This window comes from Paenibacillus algicola, from assembly GCF_005577435.1.
GTDB classification, from domain to species: Bacteria; Bacillota; Bacilli; order Paenibacillales; family Paenibacillaceae; genus Paenibacillus_AQ; species Paenibacillus_AQ algicola.
Map to the genome: position 1 here is coordinate 2,130,712 of NZ_CP040396.1, position 13,984 is coordinate 2,144,695.

At 52.0% G+C, this 13,984-nt stretch carries 12 protein-coding genes; all 12 read left to right on the forward strand.

The window, feature by feature from the left end; translation table 11 throughout:
- Window positions 1–19: 19 nt before the first annotated feature.
- The 12 genes from mutL (at window position 20) to glnA (ending at window position 13,922) form a co-directional block, all read left to right on the forward strand.
- The gene (gene mutL / locus E6C60_RS09710) at window positions 20–2,008 is read left to right on the forward strand and encodes a DNA mismatch repair endonuclease MutL (protein ID WP_138225670.1); all 1,989 of its coding nucleotides are present in this window, start codon (window positions 20–22) and stop codon (window positions 2,006–2,008) included.
- A 17-nt stretch (window positions 2,009–2,025) separates the two neighbouring features.
- The gene (locus tag E6C60_RS09715) at window positions 2,026–2,802 is read left to right on the forward strand and encodes a class I SAM-dependent methyltransferase (RefSeq protein ID WP_138225671.1); all 777 of its coding nucleotides are present in this window, start codon (window positions 2,026–2,028) and stop codon (window positions 2,800–2,802) included.
- The gene (gene miaA / locus E6C60_RS09720; protein WP_138225672.1) at window positions 2,795–3,754 is read left to right on the forward strand and encodes a tRNA (adenosine(37)-N6)-dimethylallyltransferase MiaA; all 960 of its coding nucleotides are present in this window, start codon (window positions 2,795–2,797) and stop codon (window positions 3,752–3,754) included. The genes E6C60_RS09715 and miaA overlap by 8 nt, the downstream gene beginning before the upstream one ends.
- Window positions 3,755–3,794: 40 nt before the next feature.
- Window positions 3,795–4,034 (forward strand): RNA chaperone Hfq, encoded by a 240-nt coding sequence (gene hfq, locus E6C60_RS09725; protein WP_138225673.1) that lies wholly within the window; start codon window positions 3,795–3,797, stop codon window positions 4,032–4,034.
- A 150-nt stretch (window positions 4,035–4,184) separates the two neighbouring features.
- Window positions 4,185–6,920, forward strand: a complete 2,736-nt coding sequence (locus E6C60_RS09730; protein WP_138225674.1) for a transglycosylase domain-containing protein — start codon at window positions 4,185–4,187, stop codon at window positions 6,918–6,920.
- A 168-nt stretch (window positions 6,921–7,088) separates the two neighbouring features.
- A complete protein-coding gene (locus E6C60_RS09735) occupies window positions 7,089–7,646 on the forward strand; it encodes a ribonuclease FAU-1 family protein (RefSeq protein ID WP_138225675.1) in 558 nt (185 codons plus the stop codon).
- 88 nt (window positions 7,647–7,734) lie between these two features.
- Window positions 7,735–8,334, forward strand: a complete 600-nt coding sequence (locus E6C60_RS09740) for a YdcF family protein (RefSeq protein ID WP_233281190.1) — start codon at window positions 7,735–7,737, stop codon at window positions 8,332–8,334.
- Window positions 8,335–8,408: 74 nt separating this feature from the next.
- Complete coding sequence (locus E6C60_RS09745; RefSeq protein WP_138225677.1) at window positions 8,409–9,380, forward strand: AAA family ATPase; 972 nt, start codon at window positions 8,409–8,411, stop codon at window positions 9,378–9,380.
- Window positions 9,381–9,434: 54 nt separating this feature from the next.
- Complete coding sequence (gene hflX, locus E6C60_RS09750) at window positions 9,435–10,721, forward strand: GTPase HflX (RefSeq protein ID WP_138225678.1); 1,287 nt, start codon at window positions 9,435–9,437, stop codon at window positions 10,719–10,721.
- A 97-nt stretch (window positions 10,722–10,818) separates the two neighbouring features.
- Window positions 10,819–12,072 carry a methionine gamma-lyase family protein gene (locus E6C60_RS09755; protein ID WP_138225679.1) on the forward strand — a complete coding sequence of 418 codons (1,254 nt, stop codon included), beginning with the start codon at window positions 10,819–10,821 and terminating at the stop codon, window positions 12,070–12,072.
- Between the two features lie 83 nt (window positions 12,073–12,155).
- The gene (locus E6C60_RS09760; protein WP_138225680.1) at window positions 12,156–12,566 is read left to right on the forward strand and encodes a MerR family transcriptional regulator; all 411 of its coding nucleotides are present in this window, start codon (window positions 12,156–12,158) and stop codon (window positions 12,564–12,566) included.
- A 27-nt stretch (window positions 12,567–12,593) separates the two neighbouring features.
- Complete coding sequence (gene glnA, locus E6C60_RS09765) at window positions 12,594–13,922, forward strand: type I glutamate--ammonia ligase (RefSeq protein ID WP_138225681.1); 1,329 nt, start codon at window positions 12,594–12,596, stop codon at window positions 13,920–13,922.
- Window positions 13,923–13,984 lie beyond the last annotated feature (62 nt).

A 13,984-nucleotide genomic window follows, 5' to 3' on the forward strand; every position in this document is an offset into this window, starting at 1 on the left:
AACGATGGAGGTAGAAACGATGGCCAAAATACACATATTGGACGAGCATATCGCAAACCAGATCGCTGCCGGTGAAGTCGTGGAGCGGCCGGCCTCCGTCGTCAAGGAGCTGGTTGAGAACGCGATGGACGCCGGGAGCACCGTGATTGAGGTGTCCGTGGAAGAAGGCGGCCTGCACAGCATTCGCGTCACCGACAACGGCTCCGGCATTGAGCCTGACGATTGCGAAACCGCCTTTTACCGCCATGCTACCAGCAAGATTTCTCAGGGTAGAGATCTGTTTCAGATTACGAGTCTCGGCTTTCGCGGAGAGGCTCTGCCGTCCATTGCAGCTGTATCCAAGGTGACATTGACGACATCGAGCAATACTGACGGACGGGGACGAAGGATTGTTATTGAAGGCGGGCAGCTGAAGGTGAACGAGGATACGGCGGCGCCGCGTGGTACAGATTTCATCGTGAAGGAATTGTTTTACAATACGCCGGCAAGGCTGAAATATATGAAAACGATCCAGACCGAGCTGGGCCATATCTCGGATTATATGTACCGCCTCGCCCTGTCTCGGGCCGATATTGCGTTTACGGTGCGGCATAACGGCAATGTGCTGCTTCAGACGATGGGCGGTGGAGATACGCGCAATGTCATTGCAGCGATCTACGGGACGGGTACAGCGAAAGCGATGCTGCCCATTGAAGCGGAGGACATGGATTACCGCATTAGCGGCTTTATCAGCCGCCCGGACTGGACAAGAGCGAACCGCAATGCAATGTCCTTTATTGTGAATGGACGGTATATCCGTAGCTACGCCCTGACACAGGCTGTTCTGCGAGGGTATCATACGATGCTCCCGATCAACCGCTACCCGCTTATGGTCATGAAGCTGGACATGCATCCATCTCTGGTGGATGTCAATGTTCACCCTTCCAAGCTGGAGGTGCGTTTCAGCAAGGAGGCAGAACTGACAGCTCTGATTCAGGAGGCTGTTCAAAAGGTGCTGATGCAGGAGGTGCTAATCCCGCGTCCGGCCAAGCAACATATTGGTAAAGAGGGAGCGGCTTATATCCAGGAGCAGCTGTCGTTTCCAAGACAAGGCATGGGTGATCCGCAAGCTGCTGCTCCCCATCACGCAGCCAAGCCTTTTGAACCTGCTGAGGACAGGTCAGTGAAAGAGGCTAAGGCGACCCCATCGAAGCTGTCGGAGGCCACACGGCAGGAGGCGGGGCCGCATGCTCCCGAGCTTCGCGAGGCCGCCGCCGCTTCTTATGACGTACAGAAGCCGGCTTCACGAAGCAGCTCTGGCATGCCGGCTTCAAGCGGCAATAATTTCAAGCCTGGAGGGCAAAGAGAGTCGTCGTTATCGCCAGCGGCGAGACAAGTGTCCAAGGACTGGCTGCAGACTGGGGGCGGTGCGGCACCGGAAATCCCGGCTTTTCCCGAGCTGTCTTTGATCGGGCAGCATCACGGAACGTACTTGATTGCCCAAAACGACACCGGACTGTACCTTATTGATCAGCATGCTGCCCATGAGCGCATTAATTATGAGGATTATTTCGAGAAATTCGGCAGGCCGGCGGACGCTTCACAAGAGCTGCTGCTGCCGATTACCTTGGAATTCACGCCTTCTGACGCCTTGAAGCTGAAGGAACGTCTGCACTGGTTTGAGCAGGTAGGTGTCTATTTGGAGCATTTCGGCGGTCAGACGTTTCTCGTCCGTTCCCATCCCTACTGGTTTCCCAAGGGGGAGGAACGAGATCTTATCATCGAAATGGCGGAGTGGGTGCTGCAGGAGCGCAATATTGATCTCTCCAAGCTGCGGGAGGCTTCGTCGATTATGGCCTCCTGCAAGGCTTCGATTAAGGCGAACCAGAAGCTGACAGAGGCTGAGTCCGTGAAGCTGCTGGATCGTCTTGCGGCCTGCAGACAGCCGTATACGTGTCCTCACGGACGGCCGATCGTCATTTCTTTTTCAACCTATGATCTGGAAAAATTGTTCAAACGAGTGATGTAACGAAGCAGGAGGATACGATGATTATTACAACAGGTGAGGCTGAAGCGGCACATTTAGTAAGCCGGGCTCAGTGTATTGCAGCAGAAACGGGATGCAGGTACGTGCCCCGCAGCGGACGCTCCTTGGCCCGTCTCGCAGCCAGTAGTGGCGATGAGGATATATTGATACTTCTGGAAGGGCATGTGCGGCTTGGGGGACCCGGGAAGGAAACGCTGGAATTCCATCCCAGCATGGGATTTGTCCGTCTCAAACGCGTCATGCGGGGGGAGACGGACCTTATGCTTCAGGCAGCGCGGATGGAGGAAGGAGATTCTGTTCTGGACTGCACCGCGGGTCTTGGTACGGATGCCCTCGTGTTTTCGTTTAAAGCAGGGCTTTCCGGGCATGTAACGGCTCTTGAAAGCTCTCATCCATTATATGTGCTGCTGAAGGAAGGCCTGAAGACCTATACCAGTCATTTGGCACGGAGTGATGAAGCGATGCGGCGCATTGAGGTCAAGCATAGCGGACATCTGGAATATTTGCAGAGCCTTCCGGACAAGAGCGTGGATATTGTGTATTTTGACCCCATGTTTCGGGATCCATTGACAGATTCGGCCTCTATTAATCCGCTGCGGCATTATGCAAATGGAAGTGCACTAGATCAACTCAGTGTTCAGGAAGCGGTACGGGTGGCCCGTAAGAGTGTTGTGATGAAGGAAAAGCGGAATAGTCCTGAATTCGAACGTCTCGGGTTTGAGGCAATGGCGCGCGGCAATTCAAAAATAACGTACGGAGTGATTTACATTGACTAGTGCTGCGAGACCCAAATTGCTGGTTCTGATCGGCCCGACAGCTGTCGGAAAAACGAAGCTGAGCATTGAGCTTGCGAAAGCCTTGAACGCCGAGATCATCTCCGGCGATTCCATGCAGGTGTACCGGGGCATGGATATCGGGACGGCCAAAATTACGGCAGAAGAGATGGAGGGCATCCCGCACCATCTCATTGATATTCATGAACCGGATTATCCCTATTCCGTAGCGGAATTTCAAGAGGAGAGCGTCAGGCTCATCCATGAGATCAGCGCCCGGGGAAAGCTGCCGTTTATAGTGGGCGGCACGGGGCTGTATATCGAGTCGGTGTGTTACAATTACCAGTTCAGTGAGACAGGCTCTGACGAAGCCTTCCGGCAGGAAAAATTTCAATTTGCCAAGCAGCATGGCGAAGCGGCCCTGCATCAGCAGCTGGTCGAGGCAGACCCTCTGAGCGCGGAGAGGCTGCATCCCAATGATGTCCGCCGCGTGGTGCGGGCTCTCGAAATTGTTCATCTGACCGGGGTTCCTATGTCCGCTTCGCTGCAGCAGCAAAAGAAAGAATCTCCCTATGAGCTCTGTTTGATCGGTTTGACAATGGACCGCCAAATGCTATATAACCGTATTGAGGAACGAATCGATATCATGCTGCGACAAGGGCTTGTTGAAGAGGTTGCGGCATTGATGGACCGAGGCTTTGAACCCGGAATGGTGGCCATGCAAGGGCTGGGTTATAAGGAAATGGTGTCGTACTTACGCCATGAGCTGACGTGGGAGGAGGCTGTCACCCTGCTGAAGCGGGATACCCGCCGATTTGCCAAACGCCAGCTGTCCTGGTTCCGCCATATGAAGGATATCCAGTGGGTCGATGTGGGAGAAGCCGGAAATTTTATTGAAAGCTATGAAAAAATCCATGCTATAATAGCAGGAAAGCTTCACATTCATATGGAATAACATGATAACAATCTAATTGAACCATTGGGGGTACGGCTAAATGAACAAGTCCATCAACATCCAAGATACGTTCTTGAACCAGCTTCGCAAAGAGAACATTCCCGCTACCGTTTACTTAACGAACGGCTTCCAAATCCGCGGAACCATCAAGGCTTTTGACAACTTTACGATTGTGATCGACAGCGACGGCCGTCAGCAAATGGTGTATAAGCATGCGATTTCAACCTTTATGCCGCAGCGCAATGTTTCTCTGATGCAGGAGCAGCAGGGAGAGCAATAAGATTGGCTTCATGTTTAAGCTGAAACTTTTTGGTGTATATTTCGTTTAGTTGTATAAGAAGTGTGGAGGACAACCTGAGAAGGTTGTTCTTTTCTTTCCGAAGAAGTCTTCACATTTCCACAGTACCAGGGAGTCAGGAGGGGGCCGCATATGGCTGGCAAGGATAATAACGGAATTTCAAGGGTAAACAAAAATAACAATGCCCGAAAAACAACGAAGCCCGCAGGCAAATCCAAGAGCAAGGGGAAAAAAGTCGGGTGGATCTTATTTTTTACCGGCGTTTTTGCCGTGTTCTGTGCGCTGGCGGGATACCTGTTTATCATGGTCAGCGGCGAGAGGCTGCTGGAGGAGAACAAAGACAAATTAACGGCATACGGCACATCGAAGGTTTATGATCGTAACGGGCAGCTTATGGGTGAGCTCTCCATTCAAAAGAGTGATCCGGTCGACATTGATCAGATCCCGGAGCTGCTGCAGCAGGCATTTATCGCCACCGAGGACAAACGCTTTTATGATCACAGCGGCGTGGATATTTGGTCGATCGGGCGCGCTGCCGTGAAGGATATTATGGCAAGAGCGATGGTTGAAGGGGGAAGCACCATTACCCAGCAGCTGGCCAAAAATATTTTCCTTACCCGGGATAAGACTTTCTTCCGAAAGGCCACAGAGGTTTCCATTGCGCTGGCGCTGGAGCGTCAGCACACGAAGGACGAAATTATGGAAATGTACCTGAACCGGATCAACTTTGGCGGCCCTTATTATGGAATTAAGGCTGCGTCGCAGCATTATTTCGGCAAGAGTGACTTGAATAAGCTGGAGCTCTGGGAAATGGCGACACTCGCTGCAATGCCCAAGGGACCTTCCAAATACAATCCGATTCGAAATCCGGAGCTCAGTATGGAACGCCGAGCAGTCGTGCTGACGCTGATGGAGCAGCAGGGCTATATCAGCGCGGCGGATGCCGAGAAAGCCAAAAAGGTTGAGTATACCTACGAGCCGCCTGCGACACAGCAGAAATATACCGCGTTCATTGACTATGTCATCGAGGAGGCCGAGGAGAAATACGGCCTGACCGAGGATGACCTGAATGTTGGCGGCTACTCTATTTATACCACGATGGATGCGTCTGCTCAGCAGGCGGTTGAAGATGAATTCAATAATGACAGCAACTTTGAAAAAGGTGTCGGTGAAGACATTGTGCAGGGCTCTATGGTGATTATGAACCAGCATAATGGCAGCATCGTAGCCATTGGCGGGGGGCGGAATTATCAGCGCGCCAGCTTCAACCGGGCTTTTGACAGTAAGGTGCGGCAGCCGGGATCTTCACTGAAGCCGGTAGCTGTGTACGCTCCCGCACTGGAGAGTGATCCCGAACTGTCAAAAGACACCAGGATCACAAATGAAAAGCAGTGCTTCGGGGAGTATTGCCCGAACAACCTGAATGGATACTCCAAAAGTGTCAGCATGGCAGAAGCAATTCAGCGTTCTGAGAACATCCCGGCTGTTTGGATGCTGAACAAGATCGGGGTCAAGACCGGCTTTCAATTTGCTCAGAAGCTGGGCATCAGTGTGAAAGAAAGCGATCAGAATCTGTCTCTGGCTCTGGGAGCGACGGGCACCAATACCTTTGAAATGGCACGCGCCTTCACAGCCTTTGCCAATGGCGGTGAGCTGAAAGAGGCCTATGCTATCAAGCAGATTAAGAACAGCAATGGCAAAGTGGTTCATGAGAATAAGGGGATGACATCGGAGCGTGTCATGTCACCGGAGACGGCATCGGAGATCACAGATATGATGCAGCTGGTGGTGAATGAAGGGACTGGCCGTAACGCGAGAATCAGCCGCCCTGTTGCCGGCAAGACGGGCACGACGCAGAGCGGGATAACCGGGGTCAGCGGAATCCGGGATGTATGGTTTGTGGGATATACCCCGGAGCTGACTGCAGCAGTCTGGATGGGGTACGATGAACCCAGCGCTGAACGCATGCTGAAGCAGAGCAGCCCGATGGCTGCGGCACTGTGGGGCAAGATTATGGACAAGGCCGTTCAGAACTATGATCCGCAAAGCTTCCCGGTTCTGGATCAGCCCCAGGCGCCCGTTGAGCCGGAGCAGCCGGAGTTGTCCGCAGTCCGGAATGTATCCGGTTATTACAATGAAGAGGGGAATGCAGTTAACCTGACATGGAGTGCTTCCGAGCTTAGCGGAGTAGAGTACCGTGTTTACCGGAAGGAAGCGTCAGAAACAGATTATACCCGGATTATGAATGAGCTGGCCGGCACGTCTACCGATGATATCAGCGTGCTTGCAGGTCTGACCTACAGCTATTATGTCACCGCCTATGATCCGGAAAGCGATCAGGAAAGTGAGCCTTCAAATACTGTTGAGGTGGTCATTACCGGTCCGGCACCACCAGAGGAGGAGCCGGAAGCGGAACCTAATGATGAGAACGAGCAGGAAGAGGAAGATCGCGAGGAGAGTGATCAGGAAGAAGACAATGCGGAAGAGAATGAGGAGCCTGGCAACGGGGAAGGAAATTCTGGCAGCGGGAGCGGTTCGGGTCAAGGAAATGGCTCAGAGCAGCCGAGTCCGGGTCAGAACGGTACCTCGAACAGACCAGGCGGTGAGAGTGGAGAAGGCGAAGGCGCTGGCGAAGAAGATGAAGGGGAGGACGATTCGGGAGAAACAGCACCCAGCGGTGACACCGGCAGCACGCCTGTCCCAGGCGGCACTGAAGGCCGCAGCAGTACAGGCACCGGCAGAAACGGCACGGGCACGGGTACTACAGGTGAAAGCGGAGGCAGCGGTGGGAACACATCTGTCCCTGGCACCACAACGCCTCAAAGCAGTCTATCTCCAGGCAATAATACGGCACAGCCTCAGCCTTAGCACAGTCCTGTCAGGCAGCAGGCAATTTATACTACCGCATCCAAGCAGTTGCTGCAGCAGCTTAGCAGGCGCGGCTGAGATCTACTCTCGGCTGCGCCTGCTTTGTTTATTTTGAGTGTATTTAACAAATGTGGTAAGCTGAATTTACGATATGGGGAGGAAAATTCCATGAAACGTAAATTCGGAGACCGGGCGAATTGGCGGCGCATTACGAGGCGGCATTTCACTTCCCGGTATGTGGAAGGAGAGCAGTTCACGGGATATCTCACCTTATACACCATCTACGGTTTGAAAGAGCCTTTGTGGAAGACGTATGGAAGGCATACATACCGTATTGCGGATCGAGGCTATTCGTGGCTGCAGTATTACCCGAAGGACAGCCATTTTATTGTCACGGCGATGTTTGATGAGAAGCGGAGAATTGTACAGTGGTACATCGATATCTGCAAGAAGCAGGGGGTTACGGACCAGGGTGTGCCGTGGTTTGATGATTTATACCTTGACGTCGTCGTGAACAAGGATGGGGAAGTCTTTTTGCTGGACGAGGATGAACTGGAGGATGCGCTTCGGCGCAGCGACATTACCCGCGATGATTACAGGCAGGCCAAGGTAACGGCCCGCGAAGTGCTGAGAGCGATTGATGCTCATGAGTTTCCTTACTTTATGATGTCGCTGGATCATCGAGACCGGCTGTTTCATAATGGAGAGTTTCGCAGGAAACGCTAACAGGTGAAGAAGGAGAGGATGAAGTAATATGTGGGAGTCGAAGGCTGTACAGCCCTCGTCTGCTCGTCCTCGGCATCTAAGACTTCACATGAAGATATGGACGCGCTTGGGTCTGGTTGTGATCCTGCTGGGAGTGATATGGTGCGGTTATGTTTACACAAGAATTGGCCAAGCCGAATCTACACTGGATGACACTGTGGAGGTTGGAATTATTCTGGGAGCCTCAATGTGGGGAGAGAAGCCGAGCCCGGGACTGAAGGAGCGACTTGATTATGCCCGAACGCTGTATGATCAGGGGTACTTTGAGGAGTTTATCGTGACGGGTGGATTGGATGCGCCAGAATATCCTTACACAGAGGCAGAAGGCATGCGCAACGATTTAGTAAGTCAGGGGATCCCTGAGGAGAACATCCACCTGGAGAATGAAGCGACCAGCACGTACGAGAACTTGCTCTTTAGCCGCGCAATCATGGAAGAGCAGGGCTGGGAGCAGGCTGTTATTATCACTCATGATTACCATGGTGCCCGTGCTATGGAAATCGCTGAGGTTCTGGATTACAGAAACCCCAAGCTTGCAGTCACAACCTCGGACGTGCTGCCGCTGACTCAGCAAAAGGGCCGCGAAATTCTAGCGTTCAGCAAATGGAGACTAGACCGGATGCTGCTTGCTATGGGATGGAAGGAATAAGTCTTCTAATAACCGAAGTCCAAAGAGAATACATATGAAGGGATAGTGAGCCCTTTGGATTGAGGTGAGGAGCAATGAACGGGAGAACTAACGCTGCCGGCAGCCGATCGGAGTCGAGGCCTTCGAGACAAATTAATGTCGTGCTCCGAAGCAGCGAGGCCCCGCTGGTCAGCAGTGCCGTACCCGCAAGTGAGCCGGCAGCCTTGAATACGCCGGTACAAGGCCTGTTTCAGGAGATTCAGAAGGAGCTGGACCAATTGGTCGGGCTGGAGCAGATTAAAGAGCTCGTTTACGAGATTTATGCGCTGCTTCAGGTGGCAAGAATGCGATCAGATGCCGGGCTCCATAGCGGCGGTCAGGTTTTTCATATGATTTTTAAAGGCAATCCGGGGACCGGAAAGACGACAGTAGCCCGGATCGTTGCGAAGCTGTTTCAGAAGATGGGTGTGCTGAGCAAAGGACATCTTGTCGAGGTAGAACGTGCAGATCTGGTTGGTGAATACATCGGACATACGGCCCAGAAAACGCGGGATCTGGTTAAGAAAGCGATCGGTGGGATTCTGTTCATTGACGAAGCCTACAGTCTAGCCAGAGGCGGGGAGAAGGATTTCGGTAAGGAAGCTATCGATACCCTGGTCAAAGCGATGGAAGACCATAAGAATCAGTTTGTTCTGATTCTCGCCGGTTATTGTGATGAAATTGATTTTTTTATGTGCAGTAATCCCGGGCTGCATTCCCGATTTCCGATCCAGATGAATTTCCCGGACTATAACCTGGATCAACTGATTCAGATCACTGAGCTCATGGCAAAGGAACGAGATTATATTCTGATGCCGCAATCCATGAGCCGGCTGCGTGAGCATCTGCAAAGTGAGAAAGAGGACGGCAGTCATGCCTTCAGCAATGCGAGATACGTGCGAAATTTAATAGAGAAGGGTATCCGGAATCAGGCCGTGCGTTTGCTAAATCAATATGTTACCGGGAATCCGGGCAAGCTGGAATTGATGACGCTGCGGCCTGAGGACTTTCGTATGCAGCTTCCTTAAATGATTTTCTACAGATTTGATGCAATTACCTAACCTCTAAAAGGAGTACTATCTATGGCAAATCATTTACATGAGACGAATTCAGAGATGAAGGATCGGGCAATATTGGTCAGCCTCGTAACAGATCAGGTAAAGCGCTCCGGCCTGAATACCGAGCATTCTCTGCAGGAGCTGGTTCAGCTGTCAGAGACGGCTGGCGTCGAGGTGCTGGAGGTGATTACCCAGAATCGCGAGACCCCGGACTCCCGGTGGTTTATCGGCAAAGGCAAGGTCGAGGAGCTACGCATGGCTATTGACGCTCTGGGAGCAAACACGGCTATTTTTGATCAGGAGCTGTCGGGTGCTCAGGTTCGCAATCTGGAGGAGACGCTGGACGTCAAAATAATCGACAGGACTCAGCTCATTCTTGATATTTTTGCTCAGCGAGCCAAGACGCGTGAAGGGATTATCCAGGTTGAGCTGGCGCAGCACAGCTATTTACTGCCCAGGTTATCAGGTCATGGCAAAAATTTATCCCGGCTCGGCGGTGGAATCGGCACCCGGGGTCCCGGCGAGAGCAAGCTGGAAACGGATCGCAGGCATATCCGTGACCGCATCAGTGATTTGAAGCGGCAGCTGGATGAGATTACGAAGCATCGCGTGCTGCACCGCGAACGCAGAAAGAAATCCGGAGCCATTCAGGTTGCTCTGGTGGGATATACGAATGCCGGCAAATCAACCTTGCTCAACCGACTGACCGCTGCGGACGTATATATTGAGAATCAGCTGTTTGCAACGCTGGATCCGACGTCCAGAGTGCTGGAGCTGCCGAGTGGCAAGGAGGTCGTGCTGACCGATACCGTTGGATTTATTCAGAACCTTCCTCATGACCTGGTTGCGGCCTTTCGTGCGACCCTTGAGGAAGCGAATGAAGCGGAGCTTATCCTTCATGTGGTGGATGCTTCCTCGCCGATGCGGGATGAGCAGATGCAGGTCGTGTCCAAGATTTTGCAGGAGCTTGGAGCCGGTGATACGGACCAGCTTACCATTTTTAACAAGATCGATGCCTGTGAGCCGCAGCAACAGGAGATGCTGCCGGCAGGTGAGGGGAATCTAAAGATCAGCGCATTCAATGAATCGGATTTGGAGCGGGTAAAGCTTGCCATTCAGAATCATTTGTCCGGGGGAGCGGTCAAGTTCCGAATTCCGGCGGAGCGAGGCGATCTCAGCTCTCTCATTTATCGAATCGGCGATGTGGTAGAGCAATCGGTAGAGGATCATGATCTCCTCTATGAGGTGCACGTCAACAGAGCCGACTATGAGAAGCATGGGTATCAGCTGAAAGAGTATCTGATTCCTTAAGGATGACATCGATCTGTTACAGCGGCTGGCTTCGTGCCGGCCGTTTGCGGGTTATATGCGCTATAGTGCAGCATGAATAGTTAGGAGAGAGAGAGACATGGCAAGGTTTGCAGAAGAAATTACGGCATTAAGTATCGCCGCAGAGGAGCGGATTTCTTCCCGGCACCGGGAGATCGATGAGCTTGTAGATTTTAATCAATGGAAAGTGATTGATGCATTTCAGCGTCATAAGGTTAGCGACTATCATTTCGCAGCATCTACAGGCTATGCTTATAACGATCGGGGACGTGAAGTACTGGATGAGGTGTACGCGGATGTGTTCGGAGCAGAGGCTGCTCTGGTAAGGCCTCACTTTGCTTCAGGGACGCATACGATTTCAACAGCGCTGTTTGGGGTATTAAGACCTGGGGATGAGCTGTTATCGATCACCGGACGACCTTATGACACGCTTCACAAGGTCATCGGCAAGGAGCAGGACGGTACGGGCTCGCTGCGTGACTTCGGCATAACCTACTCGGAGGTGGCTCTGACGGAGGAAGGCGAGGTAGATTGGCCTGCCGTGGCAGCCGCCATTCAGCCCAACACCAAGGTGATCGCCATTCAGCGGTCGCGTGGCTATTCCTGGAGATCTTCTTTTACTATTTCTCATCTTAAAGATATGGTTGAACAGCTTCGGCGGATCCGAGAGGATCTTATCATCTTTGTCGATAATTGCTACGGAGAATTTACAGAGCGGCTGGAGCCAACAGAGGTCGGAGCCGATCTGATCGCGGGTTCGCTGATCAAGAACCCGGGCGGCGGGATTGCGGAAACCGGAGGCTATATCTGTGGCCGCAAGAAGCTGGTGGATCAGGCAGCCTACCGCTTGACAGCCCCAGGCATCGGCCGGGACGTCGGAGCTATGCTGGGAACCACCCGCGCCATTTATCAAGGCTTGTTTTTGGCCCCGCATACCGTTGGACAGGCCTTGAAGGGCAGTATATTTGCAGCGGCCGTATTTCAAGCCATTGGATTTCAAACACGTCCTGCCTGGAACGAACCGCGGACAGATCTAATCCAGGCCGTTCAATTCTCGGGACCGGAGCATTTGATCGCTTTTGTACAGGGTATTCAGCAGGCAGCTGCGGTGGATAGCCATGTGGTACCGGAGCCTTGGGATATGCCGGGATACGAGCATCCGGTCATTATGGCGGCGGGAACCTTTATTCAAGGAGGGAGTCTGGAGCTGTCTGCAGATGCGCCTATTCGGGAGCCTTATATCGGATATATGCAGGGAGGACTCACCTATTCTCATGTCAAATACGGCGTTTTATCGGCTCTTCAAACCCTAAAGGATCGAAATTTATTGTGAGTTTATCTCACATATGGTTGACATAAGAGATCAGGAAATATACAATGGGAGGAAGAAAAGATCACTTGGAAGGTTGATGAGTTATGGGTGATGATATCCGAAGAAATATGGCGCTGTTTCCGATTGGGATTGTCATGAAGCTCACGGATCTATCTGCAAGACAGATTCGCTACTACGAGCAGCATCACTTAATAGTACCTGCCCGTACTTCAGGCAACCAGAGACTGTTCTCCTTCAATGATGTTGAACGATTACTGGAAATTAAAGCTTTAATCGAGAAAGGCGTAAACATTGCGGGCATCAAGCAAGTGATGAATCCCGTCACGAAGGAGTCGGAGGAAGCCACGGTGCTGACCCCGGATACGGAAAGCAAGCGCCGGGAGATGTCTGAGTCCCAATTGCGGCGTCTGCTGAAGCAGGAACTGATTTCGGCTAAAAGACCGGGTCAAGTATCCTTGATCCAGGGCGAATTGTCCCGGTTTTTTAATAAATAAACCAAAGATGAAAAGGGAGAGGATATAGTGAGTTATTCGAAAGATGATATTCTTCGTATTGCCAAGGAAGAAAACGTACGTTTTATCCGCTTGCAGTTTACCGACCTTCTGGGGACGATCAAGAACGTTGAAATTCCAGTAAGTCAGCTGCCAAAGGCGTTAGACAATAAAATGATGTTTGACGGATCTTCCATCGAAGGCTATGTTCGGATTGAAGAGTCGGATATGTATCTGTATCCGGATCTTGACACTTGGGTTATTTTCCCATGGCATTCCGAAGATCGTGTTGCGCGTCTGATCTGTGATATTTATCTGCCGGACGGCACTCCGTTCCCTGGCGATCCGCGCGGCATTCTGAAGAGAAACCTGAAGGAAGCCGAAGAGATGGGCTTCACTTCGATGAATGTTGGCCCAGAGCCGGAATTCTTCCTCTTCAAGACAGACGAGAAGGGTAACCCGACTATGGAGCTGAATGACCAAGGCGGATACTTTGACCTTGCTCCTACCGATCTGGGTGAGAACTGCCGCCGTGATATCGTACTGACACTGGAAGAGATGGGCTTCGAAATTGAAGCTTCTCACCATGAAGTGGCTCCAGGACAGCACGAAATCGACTTTAAATATGCGGACGCGGTTAAAGCCGCTGACCAGATCCAGACGTTCAAGCTGGTAGTTAAGACGATTGCTCGTCAGCACGGATTGATCGCAACCTTCATGCCGAAGCCGTTGTTTGGTGTGAACGGTTCCGGGATGCACTGTAACCAATCTCTCTTTAATGGCAAAGAGAACGCATTTGTCGATGAGAGTGATGAGCTTGGCCTGAGCGCTACGGCACGTCATTTCATGGCAGGAATTATGAAGCATGCCCGCGCATTTGCAGCCATTACAAACCCTACAGTGAACTCCTACAAGCGTCTGGTTCCTGGCTACGAAGCTCCATGCTATGTAGCATGGTCTGCAAGTAACCGGAGCCCGATGATCCGTATTCCGGCATCCCGCGGCCTGAGCACGCGTGTTGAGGCTCGTAATCCGGATCCGGCAGCGAATCCTTACCTGGCTCTGGCTGTTATGCTGAAGGCTGGTCTGGACGGCATTAAGCGTAAGCTTCCTTTGCCAGCGCCTATCGACCGTAACATCTATGTGATGACGGAAGAAGAGCGTATCGAAGAAGGAATCCCTAGCTTGCCTTCTAACCTGAAGGAAGCGCTGAACGAATTGATTCGCAATGAAACGATCTGCGAAGCATTGGGTGAGCACGCCCTGTCCCATTTCTACGAGCTGAAAGAAATCGAGTGGGATATGTACCGCACACAGGTTCACGGATGGGAACGCGATCAATACATGACCATGTACTAAAAGAGGAATCCCTTGCGCCGTAAGGCGTGAGGGGTTTTTGTTTTGGGGGCAAATTTGAGGGA

Excerpts from the sequence above, each read along its gene's own strand:
- mutL (WP_138225670.1), top strand. The coding sequence starts at position 20 with ATGGCCAAAATACACATATTGGACGAGCATATCGCAAACCAGATCGCT.
- E6C60_RS09715 (WP_138225671.1), top strand. The coding sequence starts at position 2,026 with ATGATTATTACAACAGGTGAGGCTGAAGCGGCACATTTAGTAAGCCGG.
- hfq (WP_138225673.1), top strand. The coding sequence starts at position 3,795 with ATGAACAAGTCCATCAACATCCAAGATACGTTCTTGAACCAGCTTCGC.
- E6C60_RS09730 (WP_138225674.1), top strand. The coding sequence starts at position 4,185 with ATGGCTGGCAAGGATAATAACGGAATTTCAAGGGTAAACAAAAATAAC.
- E6C60_RS09735 (WP_138225675.1), top strand. The coding sequence starts at position 7,089 with ATGAAACGTAAATTCGGAGACCGGGCGAATTGGCGGCGCATTACGAGG.
- E6C60_RS09740 (WP_233281190.1), top strand. The coding sequence starts at position 7,735 with ATGAAGATATGGACGCGCTTGGGTCTGGTTGTGATCCTGCTGGGAGTG.
- E6C60_RS09745 (WP_138225677.1), top strand. The coding sequence starts at position 8,409 with ATGAACGGGAGAACTAACGCTGCCGGCAGCCGATCGGAGTCGAGGCCT.
- hflX (WP_138225678.1), top strand. The coding sequence starts at position 9,435 with ATGGCAAATCATTTACATGAGACGAATTCAGAGATGAAGGATCGGGCA.
- E6C60_RS09755 (WP_138225679.1), top strand. The coding sequence starts at position 10,819 with ATGGCAAGGTTTGCAGAAGAAATTACGGCATTAAGTATCGCCGCAGAG.
- E6C60_RS09760 (WP_138225680.1), top strand. The coding sequence starts at position 12,156 with ATGGGTGATGATATCCGAAGAAATATGGCGCTGTTTCCGATTGGGATT.